The 15,799-nt window shown below is 73.1% G+C and carries 15 protein-coding genes; 7 read left to right on the top strand and 8 right to left on the bottom strand.

Annotated features, from left to right (window positions below; all coding sequences use genetic code 11):
- Window positions 1-44 precede the first annotated feature (44 nt).
- Window positions 45-1,349, top strand: coding sequence for an RNA polymerase sigma factor (locus tag ACFY60_RS10085; protein WP_388610804.1), 1,305 nt, complete (start codon window positions 45-47; stop codon window positions 1,347-1,349).
- A gap of 10 nt (window positions 1,350-1,359) precedes the next feature.
- A complete protein-coding gene (locus ACFY60_RS10080) occupies window positions 1,360-2,082 on the top strand; it encodes a hypothetical protein (protein ID WP_388610805.1) in 723 nt (240 codons plus the stop codon).
- Here the strand turns inward: ACFY60_RS10080 and ACFY60_RS10075 are convergent.
- On the bottom strand, window positions 2,018-3,202 hold the full coding sequence (locus ACFY60_RS10075; RefSeq protein WP_388610807.1) for a methyltransferase domain-containing protein: 1,185 nt from the start codon (window positions 3,200-3,202) through the stop codon (window positions 2,018-2,020). The genes ACFY60_RS10080 and ACFY60_RS10075 overlap by 65 nt on opposite strands.
- A gap of 148 nt (window positions 3,203-3,350) precedes the next feature.
- On the opposite strand from ACFY60_RS10075, the gene ACFY60_RS10070 reads away from it, so the two are divergent.
- The 4 genes from ACFY60_RS10070 (at window position 3,351) to groL (ending at window position 6,697) form a co-directional block, all read left to right on the top strand.
- Window positions 3,351-4,289: a polysaccharide deacetylase family protein gene (locus tag ACFY60_RS10070; RefSeq protein ID WP_388610808.1), complete on the top strand. Its 939-nt coding sequence runs from the start codon at window positions 3,351-3,353 to the stop codon at window positions 4,287-4,289.
- Window positions 4,286-4,483: a hypothetical protein gene (locus tag ACFY60_RS10065; protein ID WP_388610810.1), complete on the top strand. Its 198-nt coding sequence runs from the start codon at window positions 4,286-4,288 to the stop codon at window positions 4,481-4,483. Before ACFY60_RS10070 ends, ACFY60_RS10065 begins: the two co-directional genes overlap by 4 nt.
- Before the next feature lie 158 nt (window positions 4,484-4,641).
- Window positions 4,642-4,950: a co-chaperone GroES gene (gene groES / locus ACFY60_RS10060; protein WP_309053476.1), complete on the top strand. Its 309-nt coding sequence runs from the start codon at window positions 4,642-4,644 to the stop codon at window positions 4,948-4,950.
- A gap of 118 nt (window positions 4,951-5,068) precedes the next feature.
- A complete protein-coding gene (gene groL, locus ACFY60_RS10055; protein WP_388610812.1) occupies window positions 5,069-6,697 on the top strand; it encodes a chaperonin GroEL in 1,629 nt (542 codons plus the stop codon).
- Between the two features lie 100 nt (window positions 6,698-6,797).
- On the opposite strand, the gene ACFY60_RS10050 is transcribed toward groL, so the two are convergent.
- The 6 genes from ACFY60_RS10050 to ACFY60_RS10025 all read right to left on the bottom strand — a co-directional run bounded on the left by ACFY60_RS10050 (window position 6,798) and on the right by ACFY60_RS10025 (window position 12,868).
- Window positions 6,798-7,496, bottom strand: a complete 699-nt coding sequence (locus tag ACFY60_RS10050) for an ester cyclase (protein ID WP_388610813.1) — start codon at window positions 7,494-7,496, stop codon at window positions 6,798-6,800.
- A gap of 63 nt (window positions 7,497-7,559) precedes the next feature.
- Complete coding sequence (locus tag ACFY60_RS10045; protein WP_388610815.1) at window positions 7,560-8,579, bottom strand: hydroxyacid dehydrogenase; 1,020 nt, start codon at window positions 8,577-8,579, stop codon at window positions 7,560-7,562.
- A gap of 17 nt (window positions 8,580-8,596) precedes the next feature.
- Window positions 8,597-9,451: a carbohydrate ABC transporter permease gene (locus ACFY60_RS10040; protein WP_388610817.1), complete on the bottom strand. Its 855-nt coding sequence runs from the start codon at window positions 9,449-9,451 to the stop codon at window positions 8,597-8,599.
- Window positions 9,448-10,341: a carbohydrate ABC transporter permease gene (locus ACFY60_RS10035; RefSeq protein WP_388610819.1), complete on the bottom strand. Its 894-nt coding sequence runs from the start codon at window positions 10,339-10,341 to the stop codon at window positions 9,448-9,450. The genes ACFY60_RS10040 and ACFY60_RS10035 overlap by 4 nt, the downstream gene beginning before the upstream one ends.
- A 4-nt stretch (window positions 10,342-10,345) precedes the next feature.
- Window positions 10,346-11,659 (bottom strand): ABC transporter substrate-binding protein, encoded by a 1,314-nt coding sequence (locus ACFY60_RS10030; protein WP_388610820.1) that lies wholly within the window; start codon window positions 11,657-11,659, stop codon window positions 10,346-10,348.
- Between the two features lie 108 nt (window positions 11,660-11,767).
- Window positions 11,768-12,868 carry a substrate-binding domain-containing protein gene (locus ACFY60_RS10025; protein ID WP_388610822.1) on the bottom strand — a complete coding sequence of 367 codons (1,101 nt, stop codon included), beginning with the start codon at window positions 12,866-12,868 and terminating at the stop codon, window positions 11,768-11,770.
- A gap of 168 nt (window positions 12,869-13,036) precedes the next feature.
- Between ACFY60_RS10025 and ACFY60_RS10020 the strand changes: the two genes are divergently transcribed.
- Window positions 13,037-14,929, top strand: coding sequence for a DUF2264 domain-containing protein (locus ACFY60_RS10020; protein ID WP_388610824.1), 1,893 nt, complete (start codon window positions 13,037-13,039; stop codon window positions 14,927-14,929).
- A gap of 74 nt (window positions 14,930-15,003) precedes the next feature.
- On the opposite strand, the gene ACFY60_RS10015 is transcribed toward ACFY60_RS10020, so the two are convergent.
- A complete protein-coding gene (locus ACFY60_RS10015) occupies window positions 15,004-15,777 on the bottom strand; it encodes an SDR family NAD(P)-dependent oxidoreductase (protein WP_388610826.1) in 774 nt (257 codons plus the stop codon).
- Window positions 15,778-15,799: the final 22 nt, after the last annotated feature.

Below are 15,799 nucleotides of genomic sequence, written 5' to 3'. Positions count from 1 at the left end.
CCCGGGGCCCCGGTCCCGGCCCGTTGTCGGTGGGCCGTGCTGTCATGGAGGACGTGACGGAACACGCGGCGCGGCCCCCGGCCCGCCCCTCGGTGCGGGACACCCTCGACACGGTCTTCCGCCTGGAGTCGGCGCGGATCGTCGCCACGGCGGCCCGCGTCCTCGGGGACCTCGGCCTCGCCGAGGAGATCGCCCAGGACGTGCTCCTCGCCGCCCTGGAGCAGTGGCCCGCGACCGGCGTCCCGGACCGGCCGGGCGCCTGGCTGACCGCCGCCGCCAGGAACCGGGCCGTGGACCTGGTGCGGCGGCGCGAGACGTACGCGCGCAAGCTCGCCGAGGTGGGCCGGACGCTCGGCACGGAGACGTACGACCCCGAGCCGTCCGGCCCCGGCGACATCGACGACGACGTCCTGCGGCTCGTCTTCACCGCCTGCCACCCGGTGCTCCCCGCCGCCGCCCGCGCGGCGCTCACCCTCCGGCTCGTCGGCGGACTCCGCACGGACGAGATCGCCCGGGCCTTCCTGGTGCCGGAGGCGACGGTGGCCCAGCGGATCGTGCGGGCGAAGCGGACCCTGGCGAAGGCGGGCGTACGGTTCGAGGTGCCGTACGGCGAGGAGCGGGCCGCGCGGCTCGGCCCGGTCCTGGAGGTCGTCTACCTGATCTTCAACGAGGGGTACGCGGCCACCGCGGGCGACGACCTGCTGCGGCCGGGCCTGTGCGAGGACGCGCTGCGGCTCGCCCGGGGCCTGGCCGTGCTCATGCCCGGCGAGAGCGAGGTCCACGGGCTCGCCGCCCTGCTGGAGCTCCAGTCCTCCCGCGCCCCGGCCAGGACCGGGCCGGGCGGGCGGCCGGTCCTCCTCGCCGACCAGGACCGGCGGCGCTGGAACCGGCTGCTGGTGCGGCGCGGCTTCGAGGCGCTCGCGCGGGCCGGCGACGGCCGCTCCTACGGTCCGTACGCCCTCCAGGCCGCCATCGCCGCCTGCCACGCGCGGGCGGGCTCGTACGAGGAGACGGACTGGCGGACGATCGCCGGGCTCTACGGGCGGCTCGCCGCCCTGGCGCCCTCTCCGGTCGTGGAACTCAACCGGGCGGTCGCCGTCTCGATGACCGAGGGCCCCGCCGCGGCGCTGACGCTGGTCGACGCCCTCGCCGCCGAACCGGCCCTGGCGGGCTACCACCTGCTGCCGAGCGTGCGCGGGGACCTGCTGGCCCGGCTCGGCCGGCACGCGGAGGCCCGGGAGGCGTTCGAGCGGGCCGCCTCCCTCACCCGTAACGAGAGCGAGCGCTCCCTGCTGCGCGCCCGGGCCGCCGCCCTCCCCGTCCCCGGGGCTCCGGGGGGCGCGCACTAAGGTTTTTGGCATGTCCCCGCGTGTTCCGCTGCCGCCGCCACCCCCGCCCGCCGAGATCCGCAGCTGGCCCGACCGGGAGGCGCGGCTCGTCGACCGGGCGCTGGCCATGGACGAGCTCGGCCGGCGGCTGCTCGGCGGAGGGCGGCTCGCGCTGTTCCTGCTCTGGTTCGTGCTGCTCGAGTTCGGCTGGTCCCTCGTCGGGCTCCTGCTCATCGCCCTGGGCCACGACCAGGACGTCCTCACGATCATGATCATGCTGTTCGCCGCGGTCCTCGGCCTCGGCGTCATGGGCCCGGCCCTGTGGATGACCGTGCGCGGTGTGCGCCAGGACCGGACGGTCCGGGTCCGCCTCGCCCAGTGGGCGGCCCTCGACCGCCACGGGCCCACGGACGCCCGGCTGCGCGCCCCGGTCCTGAGCCTGGCCTGGCTGCTGCTCTCCTGCGCGCTGTGCGCGGGCGGCCTGTGGGTGGCCTTCGCCGTCCCGGCCGGGGCCACCCGGGAGGACGGCGGCTACGGCCTCATCGCCTACGGGATGGGCGCCTCCCTGATCCTGTGGATCACCGGCCTCATCGGCCTGACGAAGATCGTGGGCCACTACCGCATGGCGAACCGCCTCACCGGCCCGAACCGCTTCACCGGCCCGAACCACGTGACCGCCAGCAGCCGCGTCAGCGGCCCGGGCCGCCCGCGGGCCGGCCGATCAGCATCGTCGGAGCCCCCGCGACCCGAGTGAGCAGCACGGTGGCCGCGTTCGGGCCCTTGGGCTTCACCTTCCGCCGGATCTCCTCCGGTTCGACCGCCGAGCCGCGCTTCTTCACGGTCAGCGTGCCGACCTCCCGCTCCCGCAGCAGGGCCTTCAACTTCTTCAGGTTGAAGGGGAGTGCGTCGGTGATCTCGTACGCGGCGGCGTACGGGGTCGGGACGAGCGCGTCGGCCGTCACGTAGGCGATGGTCGCGTCGATCAGCCCGCCGCCCACCTCCGCCGCCACCTCGGCGACGAGGTGGGCGCGGATGACGGCGCCGTCGGGCTCGTACAGGTAGCGGCCGACGGGCCGGACCTCCGGGTCGGGCAGGCCCCGGCCGGTGAGGCTCACCCCGGAGGGCAGCAGCGTGGCGCGGCGGGCACCCGGTTCCGTGCCGAACCAGAGCACGGCCTCCTTCACGTCCCCGCCGTCCGAGATCCACTCCGCCTCGGCCTCCTCGGGCACCGTCTCGTGCGGGATGCCGGGCGCGATCTTCAGCGCCGCGTGCGGGGCCGTGCGGGCCGCCCGGACCGCCCAGGAGAGCGGCGGGGAGTACGCCTCGGGGTCGAAGATCCGGCCCCGGCCGCCGCGCCGCGCCGGGTCGACGAAGACCGCGTCGTACCCGGTGGTGTCGATCTCGGTGACATCGGCGCAGCGCACCTCGATCAGGTCCGCGAGGCCGAGCGCCTCGGCGTTGGCGCGGGCGGTCGCGGCGGTGACGGGATCGCGGTCGACGGCGAGGACGGAGATCCCGGCGCGGGCGAGGGCGATCGCGTCGCCGCCGATCCCGGAGCAGAGGTCGGCGACGCTGCCGACGCCGAGGGCCCGCAGCCGGGCGGCCCGGTGGGCGCCGACGGAGGCGCGGGTGGACTGCTCGACGCCGTTGGCCGTGAAGTACATCCGGTACGCGTCATCGGCGCCGAACTTCGCCACCGCCCGCTGCCGCAGCCGGGCCTGCCCGAGGGCCGCCGTGACCAGGTCGGCGGGGTGGTCGCGGCGCAGCCGGGAGGCGACGGCGAGTTCCCGGGCGGGGTCGTAGTCGCGCAGGGCGGCGAGGAGCGTCCGCCCTTCGGGGGTGAGCAGGGCGGTGAGGGCGGCGAGGTCGTTCACCCGCCCATTGTGGTGCCTCGCGTGTCGTGCGTCGGGTGTGGGCCGCCCGGGGGACCGTGGGGGAGGTACGGCGGTGTCGCGGCCGGGAGGGGCCCGCGCGCTGACAGGATGCGGCGCGATACACCTCGTACGACAAAAGGAAAAGATGATGGCAAAGGGTGGGTCGTCCTCCCGTCGGGTCTTCGCCGCGCTCCTCGTCGCCGCCCTCACCTCCACGGCCGCCTGCTCCGACTCCGGGGCCGGGCCGGAAGCCGGCGCCGGCGGTGCGCCCGCTCCCGCCGCCGGACAGGAGGCGGCGGCGAAGGCACGGCCCCTGACCGCCTCCGCCGCGCTCAACGAGCACCTCAGGAAGGTCCGCGAACAGCGCGCGGCCCGCGTCCTCGCCGCCCGGAAGTGGGGGCTGAAGCAGACCCCGCTCGAAGCCCCCGCCCCGCCCGCGAAGAAGCCGGTGATCACCACCCGCAAGGGCTTCGAGACCGACGGAACCGGCCTGCCGCCCGTCTTCACCACCGTGCCCACCAAGGAGAAGATCGTCTTCCTGACGATCGACGACGGCGCGGAGAAGGACCCCGAGCTGATCCGGATGATGACCGAGCTCGACATCCCCTACAGCGCCTTCCTCAGCGACTACGTCGTCAAGGACGACTACGGCTACTTCGCGAAGATGCAGCGCTCGCAGGCGCGCGGGGTCGCCCTGCACAACCACACCCTCAACCACCGCTACATGCCGGCCCTCTCCTACGAGCGGCAGAAGCGCGAGATCTGCGGCATGCAGGACGTCATCGAGAAGCGGTACGGCACCCGGCCCCCGCTGTTCCGCCCGCCGTACGGCAACTACAACGAGGACACCCTGCGCGCCGCCAAGGCCTGCGGGGTCAGGGCCGTGCCGCTCTGGGCCTCCGAGGCCTTCCCCGACCGCATGGAGTGGCGCGAGTGGGACCGCGACCTGCACCCCGGCGACATCGTGCTCACCCACTTCCGGGGGAAGGGCGACTGGAAGGGCAGCATGCCGGACATGATCCGCAGGGTGATGAACGTGATCACGGCGAAGGGGTACGCGGTCGCCAAGCTGGAGGACTACGTATGACCCGGGCCCGCTCCCGCCTCACGGGCCTCTCGCTCGCCGCCCTCCTCGGCCTCACGGGCTGTGCCCCGGCGGTCGACCCGATCGAGCGGCTGGGGCGGAAAGCGGCGCAGCGGGTGGCGGCGGCGGAGCCGGCGGCGGGTGTTCCGGACCCCCGCGCGATGCGCCACATGGCGTGGAATTGGCACTCCGCTTGACCGAGTGCTAATCGCGGTCATAGTCTCGCCTCTGGCACTCCCCACCGGAGAGTGCCAAAGAAGCGACGGGCAGGTCCGGCACCCGCGACGACGGATCCACCTGGTCGCCACACTCAGACAGTTAACCCCGCGAGATCTCCGAAGGGGGAGGTCGGATCGTGACGACCGTCAGCTCCAAGGTTGCCATCAAGCCGCTCGAGGACCGCATCGTGGTCCAGCCGCTCGACGCCGAGCAGACCACGGCCTCTGGCCTGGTCATCCCGGACACCGCGAAGGAGAAGCCCCAGGAGGGTGCCGTCCTCGCCGTGGGCCCGGGCCGTTTCGAGAACGGCGAGCGCCTTCCGCTCGACGTGAAGGTCGGCGACGTCGTGCTCTACAGCAAGTACGGCGGCACCGAGGTCAAGTACAACGGTGACGAGTACCTCGTCCTCTCGGCCCGCGACGTGCTCGCGATCATCGAGAAGTAAGCCGAAGTACCTTCCGAGGCACCTGAAAAAGATGCTGTGAGCTGCGCCCCGAGGCCCCGTTCCGGGGCCCGGGGCGCCGCTCGTTCCACCCGATTTCCGAGAGGGCTGAATCGCTCCCATGGCGAAGATCCTGAAGTTCGACGAGGACGCCCGTCGCGCCCTTGAGCGCGGCGTCAACAAGCTTGCCGACACGGTGAAGGTGACGATCGGCCCGAAGGGTCGCAACGTCGTCATCGACAAGAAGTTCGGCGCCCCCACCATCACCAACGACGGTGTCACGATCGCCCGCGAGGTCGAGATCGAGGACCCGTACGAGAACCTCGGCGCCCAGCTGGTGAAGGAGGTGGCGACCAAGACCAACGACATCGCGGGTGACGGCACCACCACCGCCACCGTCCTCGCCCAGGCGCTCGTCCGCGAGGGCCTGCGCAACGTCGCCGCCGGCGCCTCCCCGGCCGCCCTGAAGAAGGGCATCGACGCCGCCGTCAAGGCCGTCTCCGACGAGCTCCTCGCGACCGCCCGTCCGATCGACGACAAGTCGGACATCGCCGCCGTCGCCGCGCTCTCCGCGCAGGACCAGCAGGTCGGCGAGCTCATCGCCGAGGCGATGGACAAGGTCGGCAAGGACGGTGTCATCACCGTCGAGGAGTCCAACACCTTCGGCCTGGAGCTCGACTTCACCGAGGGCATGGCCTTCGACAAGGGCTACCTGTCCCCGTACATGGTGACCGACCAGGAGCGCATGGAGGCCGTCCTCGACGACCCCTACATCCTGATCAACCAGGGCAAGATCTCGTCCATCCAGGACCTGCTGCCGCTGCTGGAGAAGGTCATCCAGGCCGGCTCCTCCAAGCCGCTGCTGATCATCGCCGAGGACGTCGAGGGCGAGGCGCTCTCCACCCTCGTCGTCAACAAGATCCGTGGCACCTTCAACGCCGTCGCCGTCAAGGCGCCCGGCTTCGGTGACCGCCGCAAGGCGATGCTCCAGGACATGGCCACCCTCACCGGTGCCACCGTCATCGCCGAGGAGGTCGGCCTCAAGCTCGACCAGGCCGGCCTGGACGTGCTCGGCACCGCCCGCCGCGTGACCGTCACCAAGGACGACACCACCATCGTCGACGGTGGCGGCAAGTCCGAGGACGTCGCGGGCCGCGTCGCCCAGATCAAGGCCGAGATCGAGACCACGGACTCCGACTGGGACCGCGAGAAGCTCCAGGAGCGCCTCGCGAAGCTGGCCGGCGGCGTGTGCGTGATCAAGGTCGGCGCCGCCACCGAGGTGGAGCTGAAGGAGAAGAAGCACCGTCTGGAGGACGCCATCTCCGCGACCCGCGCCGCGGTCGAGGAGGGCATCGTCTCCGGTGGTGGCTCCGCTCTGGTCCACGCCGTCAAGGTCCTCGAGGGCAACCTCGGCAAGGAGGGTGACGAGGCCACCGGTGTCGCCGTCGTCCGCCGCGCCGCCGTCGAGCCGCTGCGCTGGATCGCCGAGAACGCCGGCCTCGAGGGCTACGTCATCACCTCGAAGGTGTCGGAGCTCGACAAGGGCCAGGGCTTCAACGCCGCGACCGGCGAGTACGGCGACCTGATCAAGGCCGGCGTCATCGACCCGGTCAAGGTGACGCGCTCCGCCCTGGAGAACGCCGCCTCGATCGCCTCCCTGCTTCTCACCACCGAGACCCTCGTGGTGGAGAAGAAGGAGGAGGAGTCGGCGGACGCGGGCCACGGCCACGGTCACGGCCACTCCCACTGAGGCACCTGACTGATCACTGAGGCCCGGGGCCCCCGAGAGGGGGCACCGGGCCCCGGTGTTTCCACGCCGCGCGCCGACGGCCGGGGGCGTACGGGGCGGCTCAGGCCTCCACCGCGCCGATCCGGCCCATCAGGCCCAGCAGGTCGTACTGCCACCAGCCCTCGACGATCTTCCCGTCCTCCCGGAAGCGGTGGATCAGGGTCCCCGTCATGGACACCTCGATGCCGGTGGGCTGGAGCCCCATGAAGTCGCCCGTGTGGGTCCCCTGCCAGGTCCAGCGGCTGCAGACCCGGTCGCCCTCCGCGATCTGGTCCTCCACGGTGAAGGCGAAGTCGAAGCCCTCGCGCCACATCGCCACCTCGCGGCGGACCGCGTCCATCCCGATGGCGTCCTGCGCGTTCGTCGGATCGTGGTCGTGATACCCCTCCGCGAGCACCTCGTCCAGGAGCGCCAGCTCCGGCTCGGTGGCGATCATCTCCAGGAGCCGCCGCGCGGCGGCCTTGTAGAGGGCCTCGTCCCGCACGACGTCCAGGTCGGTGAAGGTCGGCATCTCGTCGCAGAGCGCCACCATCTCGCGGAAGATCCGGTCCGTCTCGGGCAGCTGCGAGTTGTGCATCGCCACCTCGTACGAGGGGAACTCCACGATCTCCACGACGTGCGAGGCGTCGGACCGGTCCGTCCCGACGATGCTGTGGGTGGCGGTGCGTTTGCCCCGGGTCCGCTCGACCCACTGGTCCATGAGCCGGTTCAGATCCTCGACCCGACTGGTCTTGCAGTCGATTATCTGTACGAATGTCATGACGCCTCCCGACCGGGGTGGGGGTCCTCTCCAGTCTAGGACCGGAGGGCCCCGGCGACGCGTCTACGCCGAGCGCCCCAGGTCCGCGGCCCGTACCTCCTCCGCGAACGGTTCCCCCCTGCCGTAACGCGCCACCTCTTCCAGGGCCTGGTCGGCCATCCGGTGCAGTTCGTTGCCGAGCGAGCCCGCCACGTGGGGGGTGAGGAGGACGTTCGGGAGGGTGTAGAGCGGGGAGCCGGGGGGCGGCGGCTCCGGGTCGGTGACGTCGAGGACCGCGTCGAGGCGGCCCGCGACGAGGTGGGGGAGGAGCGTCGGTTCGTCGATGAGGGAGCCGCGCGAGGTGTTGATCAGGGTGGTGCCGTCGCGCATCGCGGCGAGCTGCGCGGCGCCGATCAGCCGGTACGTGGACGGCAGTTGGGGCGCGTGGACCGAGACGACGCTGCTGCGGGCGCAGAGTTCGTCCAGGCCGGTGAGCTCCACCCCGGGCGGAGGGGCCGTCACGTACGGGTCGTGGAGCAGGATCTCGAAGTCGAAGGGGCGCAGCAGTTCGATGACCCGGCGGCCGATGCGGGAGGCGCCGACGATGCCGACCGTGCGGCGGTGGTTGCCCCAGTCGGCGGACTCGGTCGGCCAGGCGTGGTCGGCGCGGAGTTCGGCGTACCGGCGGGCGGAGCGCAGGACCCGCTTCCCGGCGAAGAGGATCGCGGCGAGGGTGTACTCGGCGACCGGCAGCGCGTTGGCGGCGGCGGCCGAGGTGACGCGCAGGCCCCGGTCCCAGCAGGCGTCGGTGACGTGGTGCTTGACGGACCCGGCCGCGTGCACGACGGCCCGCAGGCGCGGCGCGCGGGAGAGCACCTCGGCGGTGAGCGGCGTGGCGCCCCAGCAGGTGAGGAGGAGTTCCGCCTCGGCGAGGGCCGCGGCGGCGCGCGCGTCCGGGGCGGTCAGGTCGTGGGCGACGAGGTGCGGGTCGGTGCGGGCCAGGGCCGCGAGGCGGGCGCGGTGGTCCTCGGTGAACAGGCGGGAGTCGACGCCCGGGCCCATCGCGAGCAGCAGGGCGGGGCGGTTGTCAGTGGTCGGGTGCATGCTGGGACCTGGGCTCCTCACTTGACGCTGCCGGCGGTCAGACCCGCCTTCCAGTGGCGCTGGAGGGAGACGAAGGCGATGACGAGGGGGACCACGGCGAGCAGGGATCCGGTGACGACGAGGGGGTAGTGGCCGGGTTCGGCGTGGGCGTTGCTGTTCCACGCGTACAGGCCGAGGCTCAGCGGGAAGAGCTTCTGGTCCGAGAGCATCACCAGGGGGAGGAAGAAGTTGTTCCAGATGGCGGTGAACTGGAAGAGGAAGACCGTCACGAAGCCGGGCATGACCATGCGCAGACCGATGGACCAGAAGGCGCGCAGTTCGCCGGCGCCGTCGATACGGGCGGCCTCCAGGGCCTCGTCGGGGATGTAACCGGCGCAGAAGACCCGGGAGAGGTAGACGCCGAACGGGTTGACGAGGGCGGGGAGGAGCACCGCCGCGTAGGTGTTGACGATGCCGACCTCGCTGGCGAGCAGGTACATCGGCAGGGCGAGCGCGGTGGTGGGCACGAGCACGCCCATGAGGACGAGCCCGAACAGCTTCTCCTTGCCGCGGAAGTCGTGGACGTGGAAGGCGTATCCCGCGGCGATGCTGATGAGGGCGCAGGCGAGGGCGCCGGCGCCCGCGTAGAGCAGGCTGTTGGCGTACCAGTGGAAGTAGATGCCGTCGTGGTGGGCGGCGAGGCGGGAGAGGTTGCCGCCGAGGTCGAAGCCCTCGAAGGAGAAGGCGTCCCCTGCGAGGAGCCCGCCGGCGTCCTTGGTGGCGGCGGTCACCAGCCACACCAGGGGGAAGAGGGTGTAGACGACGGCCAGGAGGAGGGCGCCGTTGACGGCCGCCCGCGACAGCCAGACGGACGGGGTACGGGGGCCGTTCATGCCGTCCGGCCTCCCTTCCTGCGCCCGGTCAGCCGCGTCACCGCGAAGGAGAGCAGCGCCGCCGTCAGGGCGAGGAGCACGGAGGCCGCCGCGGCGAGTCCGTAGTCGTTGCGGTCGAAGGCCGCGGTGTAGGCGTACATGTTCGGCGTCCAGGTGGAGGTGACGGCGGAGCCGGTGCCCTTGTTGAGGATCAGCGGCTCGGTGAACAGCTGGAGGGAGCCGATGACCGTGAAGAGGCCGACCATCGCGAGCGAGGCCTTGATGAGCGGGACCTTGACGGAGAGGGCGACGCGCCAGGAGCCGGCCCCGTCGACGGTGGCCGCCTCGATGACGGACCGGTCGATGGCCTGGAGGGCCGCGTAGAAGATGACCATGTTGTAGCCGAGCCACTCCCACAGGGCGATGTTGACGACGGAGGGCAGGGCTCCTTCGGGGGAGAAGAAGTCGAAGCCGATCCCGCCGGCCTCCATCGCCTTCACGACCGGGCTGAGCTGGGGCGTGTAGAGGTAGACCCAGATGAGGGCGGCGATGATGCCGGGCACGGCGTGCGGCAGGAACAGGGCGAGCTGGAAGAAGCGGCGGGCGCGGGCGAGCGCCGAGTCGAGGAGGAGCGCGAGCGCCAGGGCCCCGGCGAGCAGCAGGGGGATGTAGAGCAGGCAGTAGCCGATGAGGACGAGGAAGCCTTCGCGGAAGGCCGGGTCACCCAGCGCCGCGCGGTAGTTGCCGAGACCGGTGAAGACGGTCTCGGCGCCGCCGAAGCCCAGCCCGGACTGCCTCTCGGTGAAGAGGCTGAGCCAGACCGCGTAGCCGATCGGCAGCACCGTCACCGCGGTGAACAGGAGGAAGAAGGGGGCGAGCAGGATCGCGGCGGCGCGGGTGCGGGCCCGCATCCGGTCAGCCCTCGACCTTCAGGCCGCGCCGGGTGAGTTCGGCGACGGTGGCGTCGTGGCCGGCCTTGACGGCGTCGGCGAGGGTCGGGCCGCCGGGGGCGACGCGGCCGAAGACGTCCTTGATGGCGGTGTTGGTGGTGCCGGTGGTGGGACCCCACGCCCAGTGCGGGTTGATGGAGGCGCCGGAGGCCTCGAAGAGGGCGTAGATGTCCTGGCCGCCGAAGAAGCCGGCGTCGAAGGCCTTCCTGGCGACCGGACGCAGGGCGGTGGCGGCGGGGAAGGCGCTGGAGGTGCCGGAGGAGATGCGGGCCGTGACGCCTTCCTCGGTGGTGGACATCCACTCGGCGAAGGCGACCGCGGCCGCCTTCCGCTCGCTGTCCTTGGTCACGGCGAAGGTGGAGCCGCCGAGCATGCCGCTGGCGGGCCGGCCGTCCCAGCTGGGCAGGGGGGCGACGGCCCACTTGCCGCTCTGCTCGGGCAGGGTGCCCTTGAGGACGCCCGCGCCCCAGGACGCGCCGAGGTAGCCGAAGGTGGTGCCGTTCTTGAGGGAGCCGGTCCACTCGGGGCTGAAGGAGGCGTTCTTGTGGACGAGGCCGTCGTCGACGAGGCCCTGCCAGTAGGCGGTGACCCTGGTGGTCGCCGGATCCGTGGTGTCGATCTTCCAGGTGTCGTTCTCGGCCTTGAACCACTGGGCGCCGGCCTGCCAGGCCATGGCCTCGAACGTGGTCGGGTCGTCGGGGAAGAAGGTGGCGATCCGGGCCTCGGGGTCGGCCTTCCTGACCTGCTCGGCGGCCTTCCGGAACGCGTCCCAGGTGGTGGGGACGGGGATCTTGTACCGGTCGAAGAGGTCCTTGCGGTAGTAGAAGGCCTGCGGTGCGGCGTCGAAGGGGACCGCCCAGGTCCTGCCGCCGAGGGTGGTCAGTTCGACGGCCTGGGGCAGCAGCTCGGCGCGGTCGGCCTCGGTGAACTCGTCGCCGATGTCCTGCAGGGCGCCGGAGCTCACGAACTCCGGGAGCGAGGGGTACTCGATGGAGACCAGGTCGGGGGCGTTGCCCGCCTTCACGGCGTTGGAGATCTTGGCGTAACCGCCGGCGGTGCCGGAGGGGATCTCCTCGAACCTCACCTGGATGTCGGTGTGGGAGGCGTTGAAGGCGGCCACCGCCTCCCGGGTGCCCTTGGCCCAGCCCCAGAAGGTCAGGGTCACGGGCCCGTTCGGTTTGTCCGCGGTGTCCGCACCGCCGCCGCAGGCCGTGAGGACGGCCAGGGCGGTGGCGGTGCCTGCGACGAGGCGGGTCGTTCTGCTCCAGCTGAGGCTCACGGCACGGCTCCTGATCGGCGGCGTGGACGGGGTTGGCCGTGATCCTGTGACCGTTCCTGAACGAAGTCAAGAGCGAAAGATTGATTGATCGAAAAAAGATCAGAACGATCAGGTTCCGGTGCTCCCGCACGAATCCCGGACGCGCAGCGCCGGCAGCAGGCTCACGTGGCGGCGCGCCGCGTCCTTGCCCGGGGCCTCGGTGAGCCGCTCCACCAGCAGCTGAGCCGCGAGCCGGCCGACCTGCCGCTTGGGCGGGGCGACCGCCGTGAGCGGGGTGTCCGCGAGGGCCGCGACCTCGTCGTCGTACGCGATCAGGGCCAGGTCCCGGGGCACCCGCACCCCCAGCTCCCCGAGCCGCCGGACGATCTCGATGGCGTCCACGTCGTTGTGCACCAGCGCCGCGCTCGCCAGGCCCGAACCGACCGCCTCGTGCAGCGCCCGCACCGCCCGTTCGAAGCCCTCCGGATCCGCCTGCGCGGGTACGGAGTCGATGACCGGCCGCGGCTCCGCCAGGCCCAGCGTGCCGAGCGCCTGCGCGTACCCGGCCCGCACCGCGAGGGCGGTGGGCGAGTCGCGGCGGGCCACCAGCAGGGGCGTGCCACGGCCGAGCCCGAGCAGGTGCCGCAGCGCGAGCAGCACCCCGTGCGCGTGGTCCGAGGCCACCCGGTCCAGGCCGTCGAGCGGGCTTCCCGGCTCGGCCCGCCGCTCCAGGAGCACCGCCGGTACGGGCAGGCCGGCCAGCCAGTCCCCGTAGGCGGGCCGGTCCTCGGGGCCGCGCCAGCCCGGCGCCACGAGGACACCCTCGGCGCCCGCCGCGAGCAGACCCTCGGTGCGCGCCCGGTCCTCCTCCGGCCGGTAGTCCGAGACGCGCAGCACCAGCCGGGCGCCGGCCCGCGCCGCCGCCTCGTGCGCCCCCCGGATCACCTCGGCGAAGTAGTACGTGGCGGAGGGCGCGAGCAGGCCCAGGACCAGGCCCTCGCCGCGCGGGCCCTCCTCCGCGCCGGGCGCCGCGCCCGGCGCGGAGGAGGGCCAGGAGACCTGGCCGTGCACCCGGTCGAGCAGGCCCTTCGCGGCGAGCGCCTCGACGTCCCGGCGGGCGGTGACGGGGGAAACGCCGAGCAGGGCGGCCAGGTCGGAGACGCGGGCGGTGCCGCGTTCGCGCACCAGGGCCAGCAGTCGGTCGTGTCGTTCGGCGGCACTCTCGCGCACGTGCGGTTCCCCCTCGCGGTGGTGGTGGTTCCCCGACTGTAGAGCACGATGATCGAACGGCAGGAATTTCGATCATTCGCTCCAGTTCTCTTGACGTTCGATCGGAGCGTCTTCAGGATGCCGGGCGACGCGGACGTCACCCCAGGGAGCCGAGCCTCAGGGAGCAGCATGCCCACCCCGCCCGAGCACCGTGAGCTCAGCCCGTACACCGGATGGACCCGTGCCCACTGGGAGACGGCCGCCGACCGGCTGCTGCTCGCCGTCCGGCCGTACGCCTCGCCCCGCAAGGCCCTCATCGGTCTGCCGGGCCCGCGCCCCAGCCGCTCCGGCGTCCGCTCCGACGGCCTGGAGGGCTACGCCCGCACGTTCCTCCTCGCCGCGCTCCGCGTCGCCGGCTCCCGTGGCCACGACCCCCACGGCCACCTCGACCGGTACGCCGAAGGCCTCGCCGCCGGAACCGCCGCACCCGGCACCGGCGGTCCCGACTCCTGGCCGCTCCTGGCCGGCACCCCCCAGGCCGTCGTGGAATCCGCCTCCGTCGCCCTCGCCCTGCGCCTCACCCGCCCCTGGCTCTGGGACCGGCTCGACGACGCCACCCGCCACCGCACCGCCGACTGGCTGCTCCCCGCCCTCGGCCCGTCCCCCGTCGACAACAACTGGTGGCTGTTCGGCCTCACCGTCGCCGGCTTCCTCCAGGACACCGGCATCGCCACCGACCGCGCCGCCGCGTGCGTCGACCGCTCCCTGGCCCGCATCGAGGACTGGTGGCGCGGCGACGGCTGGTACAGCGACGGCGACAACCGCGCCTTCGACCACTACAACGCCTGGGCCCTGCACCTCTACCCGGTCCTCCACGCGCACCTCGCGGGCGACCGTGCCCTTCTCGACCGGTACGGGCCCCGGCTGCGCGCCCACCTCGACGCCTACGTCCACCTCTTCGACGCCTGCGGCGCCCCCCTCCCGTACGGGCGTTCCCTGACCTACCGCTTCGCCGCGGCCGCCGCCCCCTGGCTCGGCACCCTCACCGGACACACCCCGCTCAGCCCCGGCGCCACCCGCCGGCTCGCCTCCGGAGCCCTGCGGTACTTCCACGAGCGCGGCGCCGCCGACGCGCGCGGCCTGCTCACGCTCGGCTGGCACGGCCCCCACCCGCCGCTGGTCCAGGACTACTCCGGCCCCGGCTCCCCCTACTGGGCGGCCAAGGGTTTCCTCGGACTGTTGCTCCCCCCGGACCATCCCGCCTGGACCGACCCCGAGGAAGCCCTGCCCGCCGAACGGGCCGACACGGTCCGCCCCCTCGCCCCCGCCGGGCTCCTCGTCCAGACCACCGCCGCCGACGGTCTCGTACGCCTCCACAACCACGGCAGCAACCACGTCCACGCCGTCCCGGGCGGCGAGGACGACCCCGGCTACGCCCGCCACGCCTACTCCACCCGTACGGGTCCCACCACCGCGCCCGCCCCCGCCGACAACCACTTCGCGCTGCTCGCGGACGGGAGGCCGACCACCCGTGGCCCCGCCACCCCCGCCGGTACCGGCCCCCGCTGGGCCGCCTCCTCGCACGTCCCGCTGCCGGGCGTGACCGTCCGCTCCGCGACCCTCGCCCACGGCCGCGCCGAGGTCCGCGCCCACCTCGTCCTCGGCGCCCCGGAAGGGACACCCGTACGGCAGACCGGCTGGGCCACCACCCCCGGCGGCCCCCGCGCCCAGCTCCACCCCGTCCACGGCTTCCCCGCCGGAAGCACGGCCACCGAACTCCCCACCGGGGAAACCCTTCAGGGTCCCGGCAGCCACACCCTCGCCCTGCACGGCACCACGAGCGGCCCCGCGAGCCTCTTCGTCGCCCTCGCCTCCCTCACCGCCACCCCCGACCCGGCCCCCGTCACGAGCCTCGCGCGCGTCCGGGTCACCGGCCACACGCTGCACGTGACCTGGCCCGACGCCACCACCGACCGACTGGACCTGGGCGCCCTCGGCGCGGCCACGGAGGCCCCGCGTGCCGCGCCGCCCGCCGCCGCCCCCACCCGCATCGCAGCCCATGAGGGCCCGCACACCGGGTGAGCGCCACCCGGCAGGCGACCCCGGCACCGGCGTGGGCCCGGCACCGGGCCGACCCCCCCGGCGCACGTACCGGCCTACCTCGGCCCGTACTTGCGCCCCGCCCGGGAGGAGACCCCGCCCAGCAGGCCGCGCGGTGCCAGCTTCACCACGCCCATGAGGGCCTTGTAGCGCGGGTCGGGGATCGAGAGCGTCTTCCCGCGCTCCAGGTCCGTGAGCGCCGCCGCCACCAGACGGTCGGCGTCCAGCCACATCCAGCCCGGGATGTTGTCCGTCCCCATCCCGGCCCGCTGGTGGAACTCCGTCCGCACGAAGCCGGGGCAGAGCGCCATCAGCCGCACCCCGCTCCCCGCGAGATCCCGGGCCGCGCCCTGGGTGAACTGCACGACCCACGCCTTGGACGCCCCGTAGGTGCCGCGCGGCACGAAGGCGGCGACCGAGGCCACGTTCACCACCCCGCCCCTGCGGCGCTCCTTCATCGAGGCCGAGGCGGCCGAGGTGAGGCGCAGCACCGCCTCGCAGTGGACCCGCAGCATCTTCAGCTCGTCGGCCATGGACACTTCGAGGAAGCGGCCCTTGTTGCCGAAGCCCGCGTTGTTCACCAGCAGGTCGACCGGCTGCCTGCGGTCGGAGAGCCGGGCCTCGACGGCCGCGATCCCCTCCTCCTCCGACAGGTCCGCCGCCAGGACCTCGGCCTCCACGCCGTGCCGGTCGTGCAGTTCGGTCGCCTGCTCGCGCAGCCGCTTCACGTCCCGGGCCACGAGCACGACGTCGTGGCCGTCCGCCGCCAGCCTGCGTGCGAAGGCGGCCCCGATGCCCGCGGTGGCGCCCGTAATCAGTGCAGTCGTCATGACGGAACCGTAGTGCCCGGCC

It is taken from the genome of Streptomyces sp. NPDC012827, from assembly GCF_042900905.1.
GTDB lineage: Bacteria > Actinomycetota > Actinomycetes > Streptomycetales > Streptomycetaceae > Streptomyces > Streptomyces gulbargensis.
Note: the sequence above shows the minus strand (reverse complement) of the source record. Positions and strands in the feature narration are given on the sequence as shown.

Excerpts from the sequence above, each read along its gene's own strand:
- ACFY60_RS10085 (WP_388610804.1), top strand. The coding sequence starts at position 45 with ATGGAGGACGTGACGGAACACGCGGCGCGGCCCCCGGCCCGCCCCTCG.
- ACFY60_RS10080 (WP_388610805.1), top strand. The coding sequence starts at position 1,360 with ATGTCCCCGCGTGTTCCGCTGCCGCCGCCACCCCCGCCCGCCGAGATC.
- ACFY60_RS10070 (WP_388610808.1), top strand. The coding sequence starts at position 3,351 with ATGGCAAAGGGTGGGTCGTCCTCCCGTCGGGTCTTCGCCGCGCTCCTC.
- ACFY60_RS10065 (WP_388610810.1), top strand. The coding sequence starts at position 4,286 with ATGACCCGGGCCCGCTCCCGCCTCACGGGCCTCTCGCTCGCCGCCCTC.
- groL (WP_388610812.1), top strand. The coding sequence starts at position 5,069 with ATGGCGAAGATCCTGAAGTTCGACGAGGACGCCCGTCGCGCCCTTGAG.
- ACFY60_RS10050 (WP_388610813.1), bottom strand. The coding sequence starts at position 7,496 with ATGACATTCGTACAGATAATCGACTGCAAGACCAGTCGGGTCGAGGAT.
- ACFY60_RS10045 (WP_388610815.1), bottom strand. The coding sequence starts at position 8,579 with ATGCACCCGACCACTGACAACCGCCCCGCCCTGCTGCTCGCGATGGGC.
- ACFY60_RS10040 (WP_388610817.1), bottom strand. The coding sequence starts at position 9,451 with ATGAACGGCCCCCGTACCCCGTCCGTCTGGCTGTCGCGGGCGGCCGTC.
- ACFY60_RS10035 (WP_388610819.1), bottom strand. The coding sequence starts at position 10,341 with ATGCGGGCCCGCACCCGCGCCGCCGCGATCCTGCTCGCCCCCTTCTTC.
- ACFY60_RS10020 (WP_388610824.1), top strand. The coding sequence starts at position 13,037 with ATGCCCACCCCGCCCGAGCACCGTGAGCTCAGCCCGTACACCGGATGG.
- ACFY60_RS10015 (WP_388610826.1), bottom strand. The coding sequence starts at position 15,777 with ATGACGACTGCACTGATTACGGGCGCCACCGCGGGCATCGGGGCCGCC.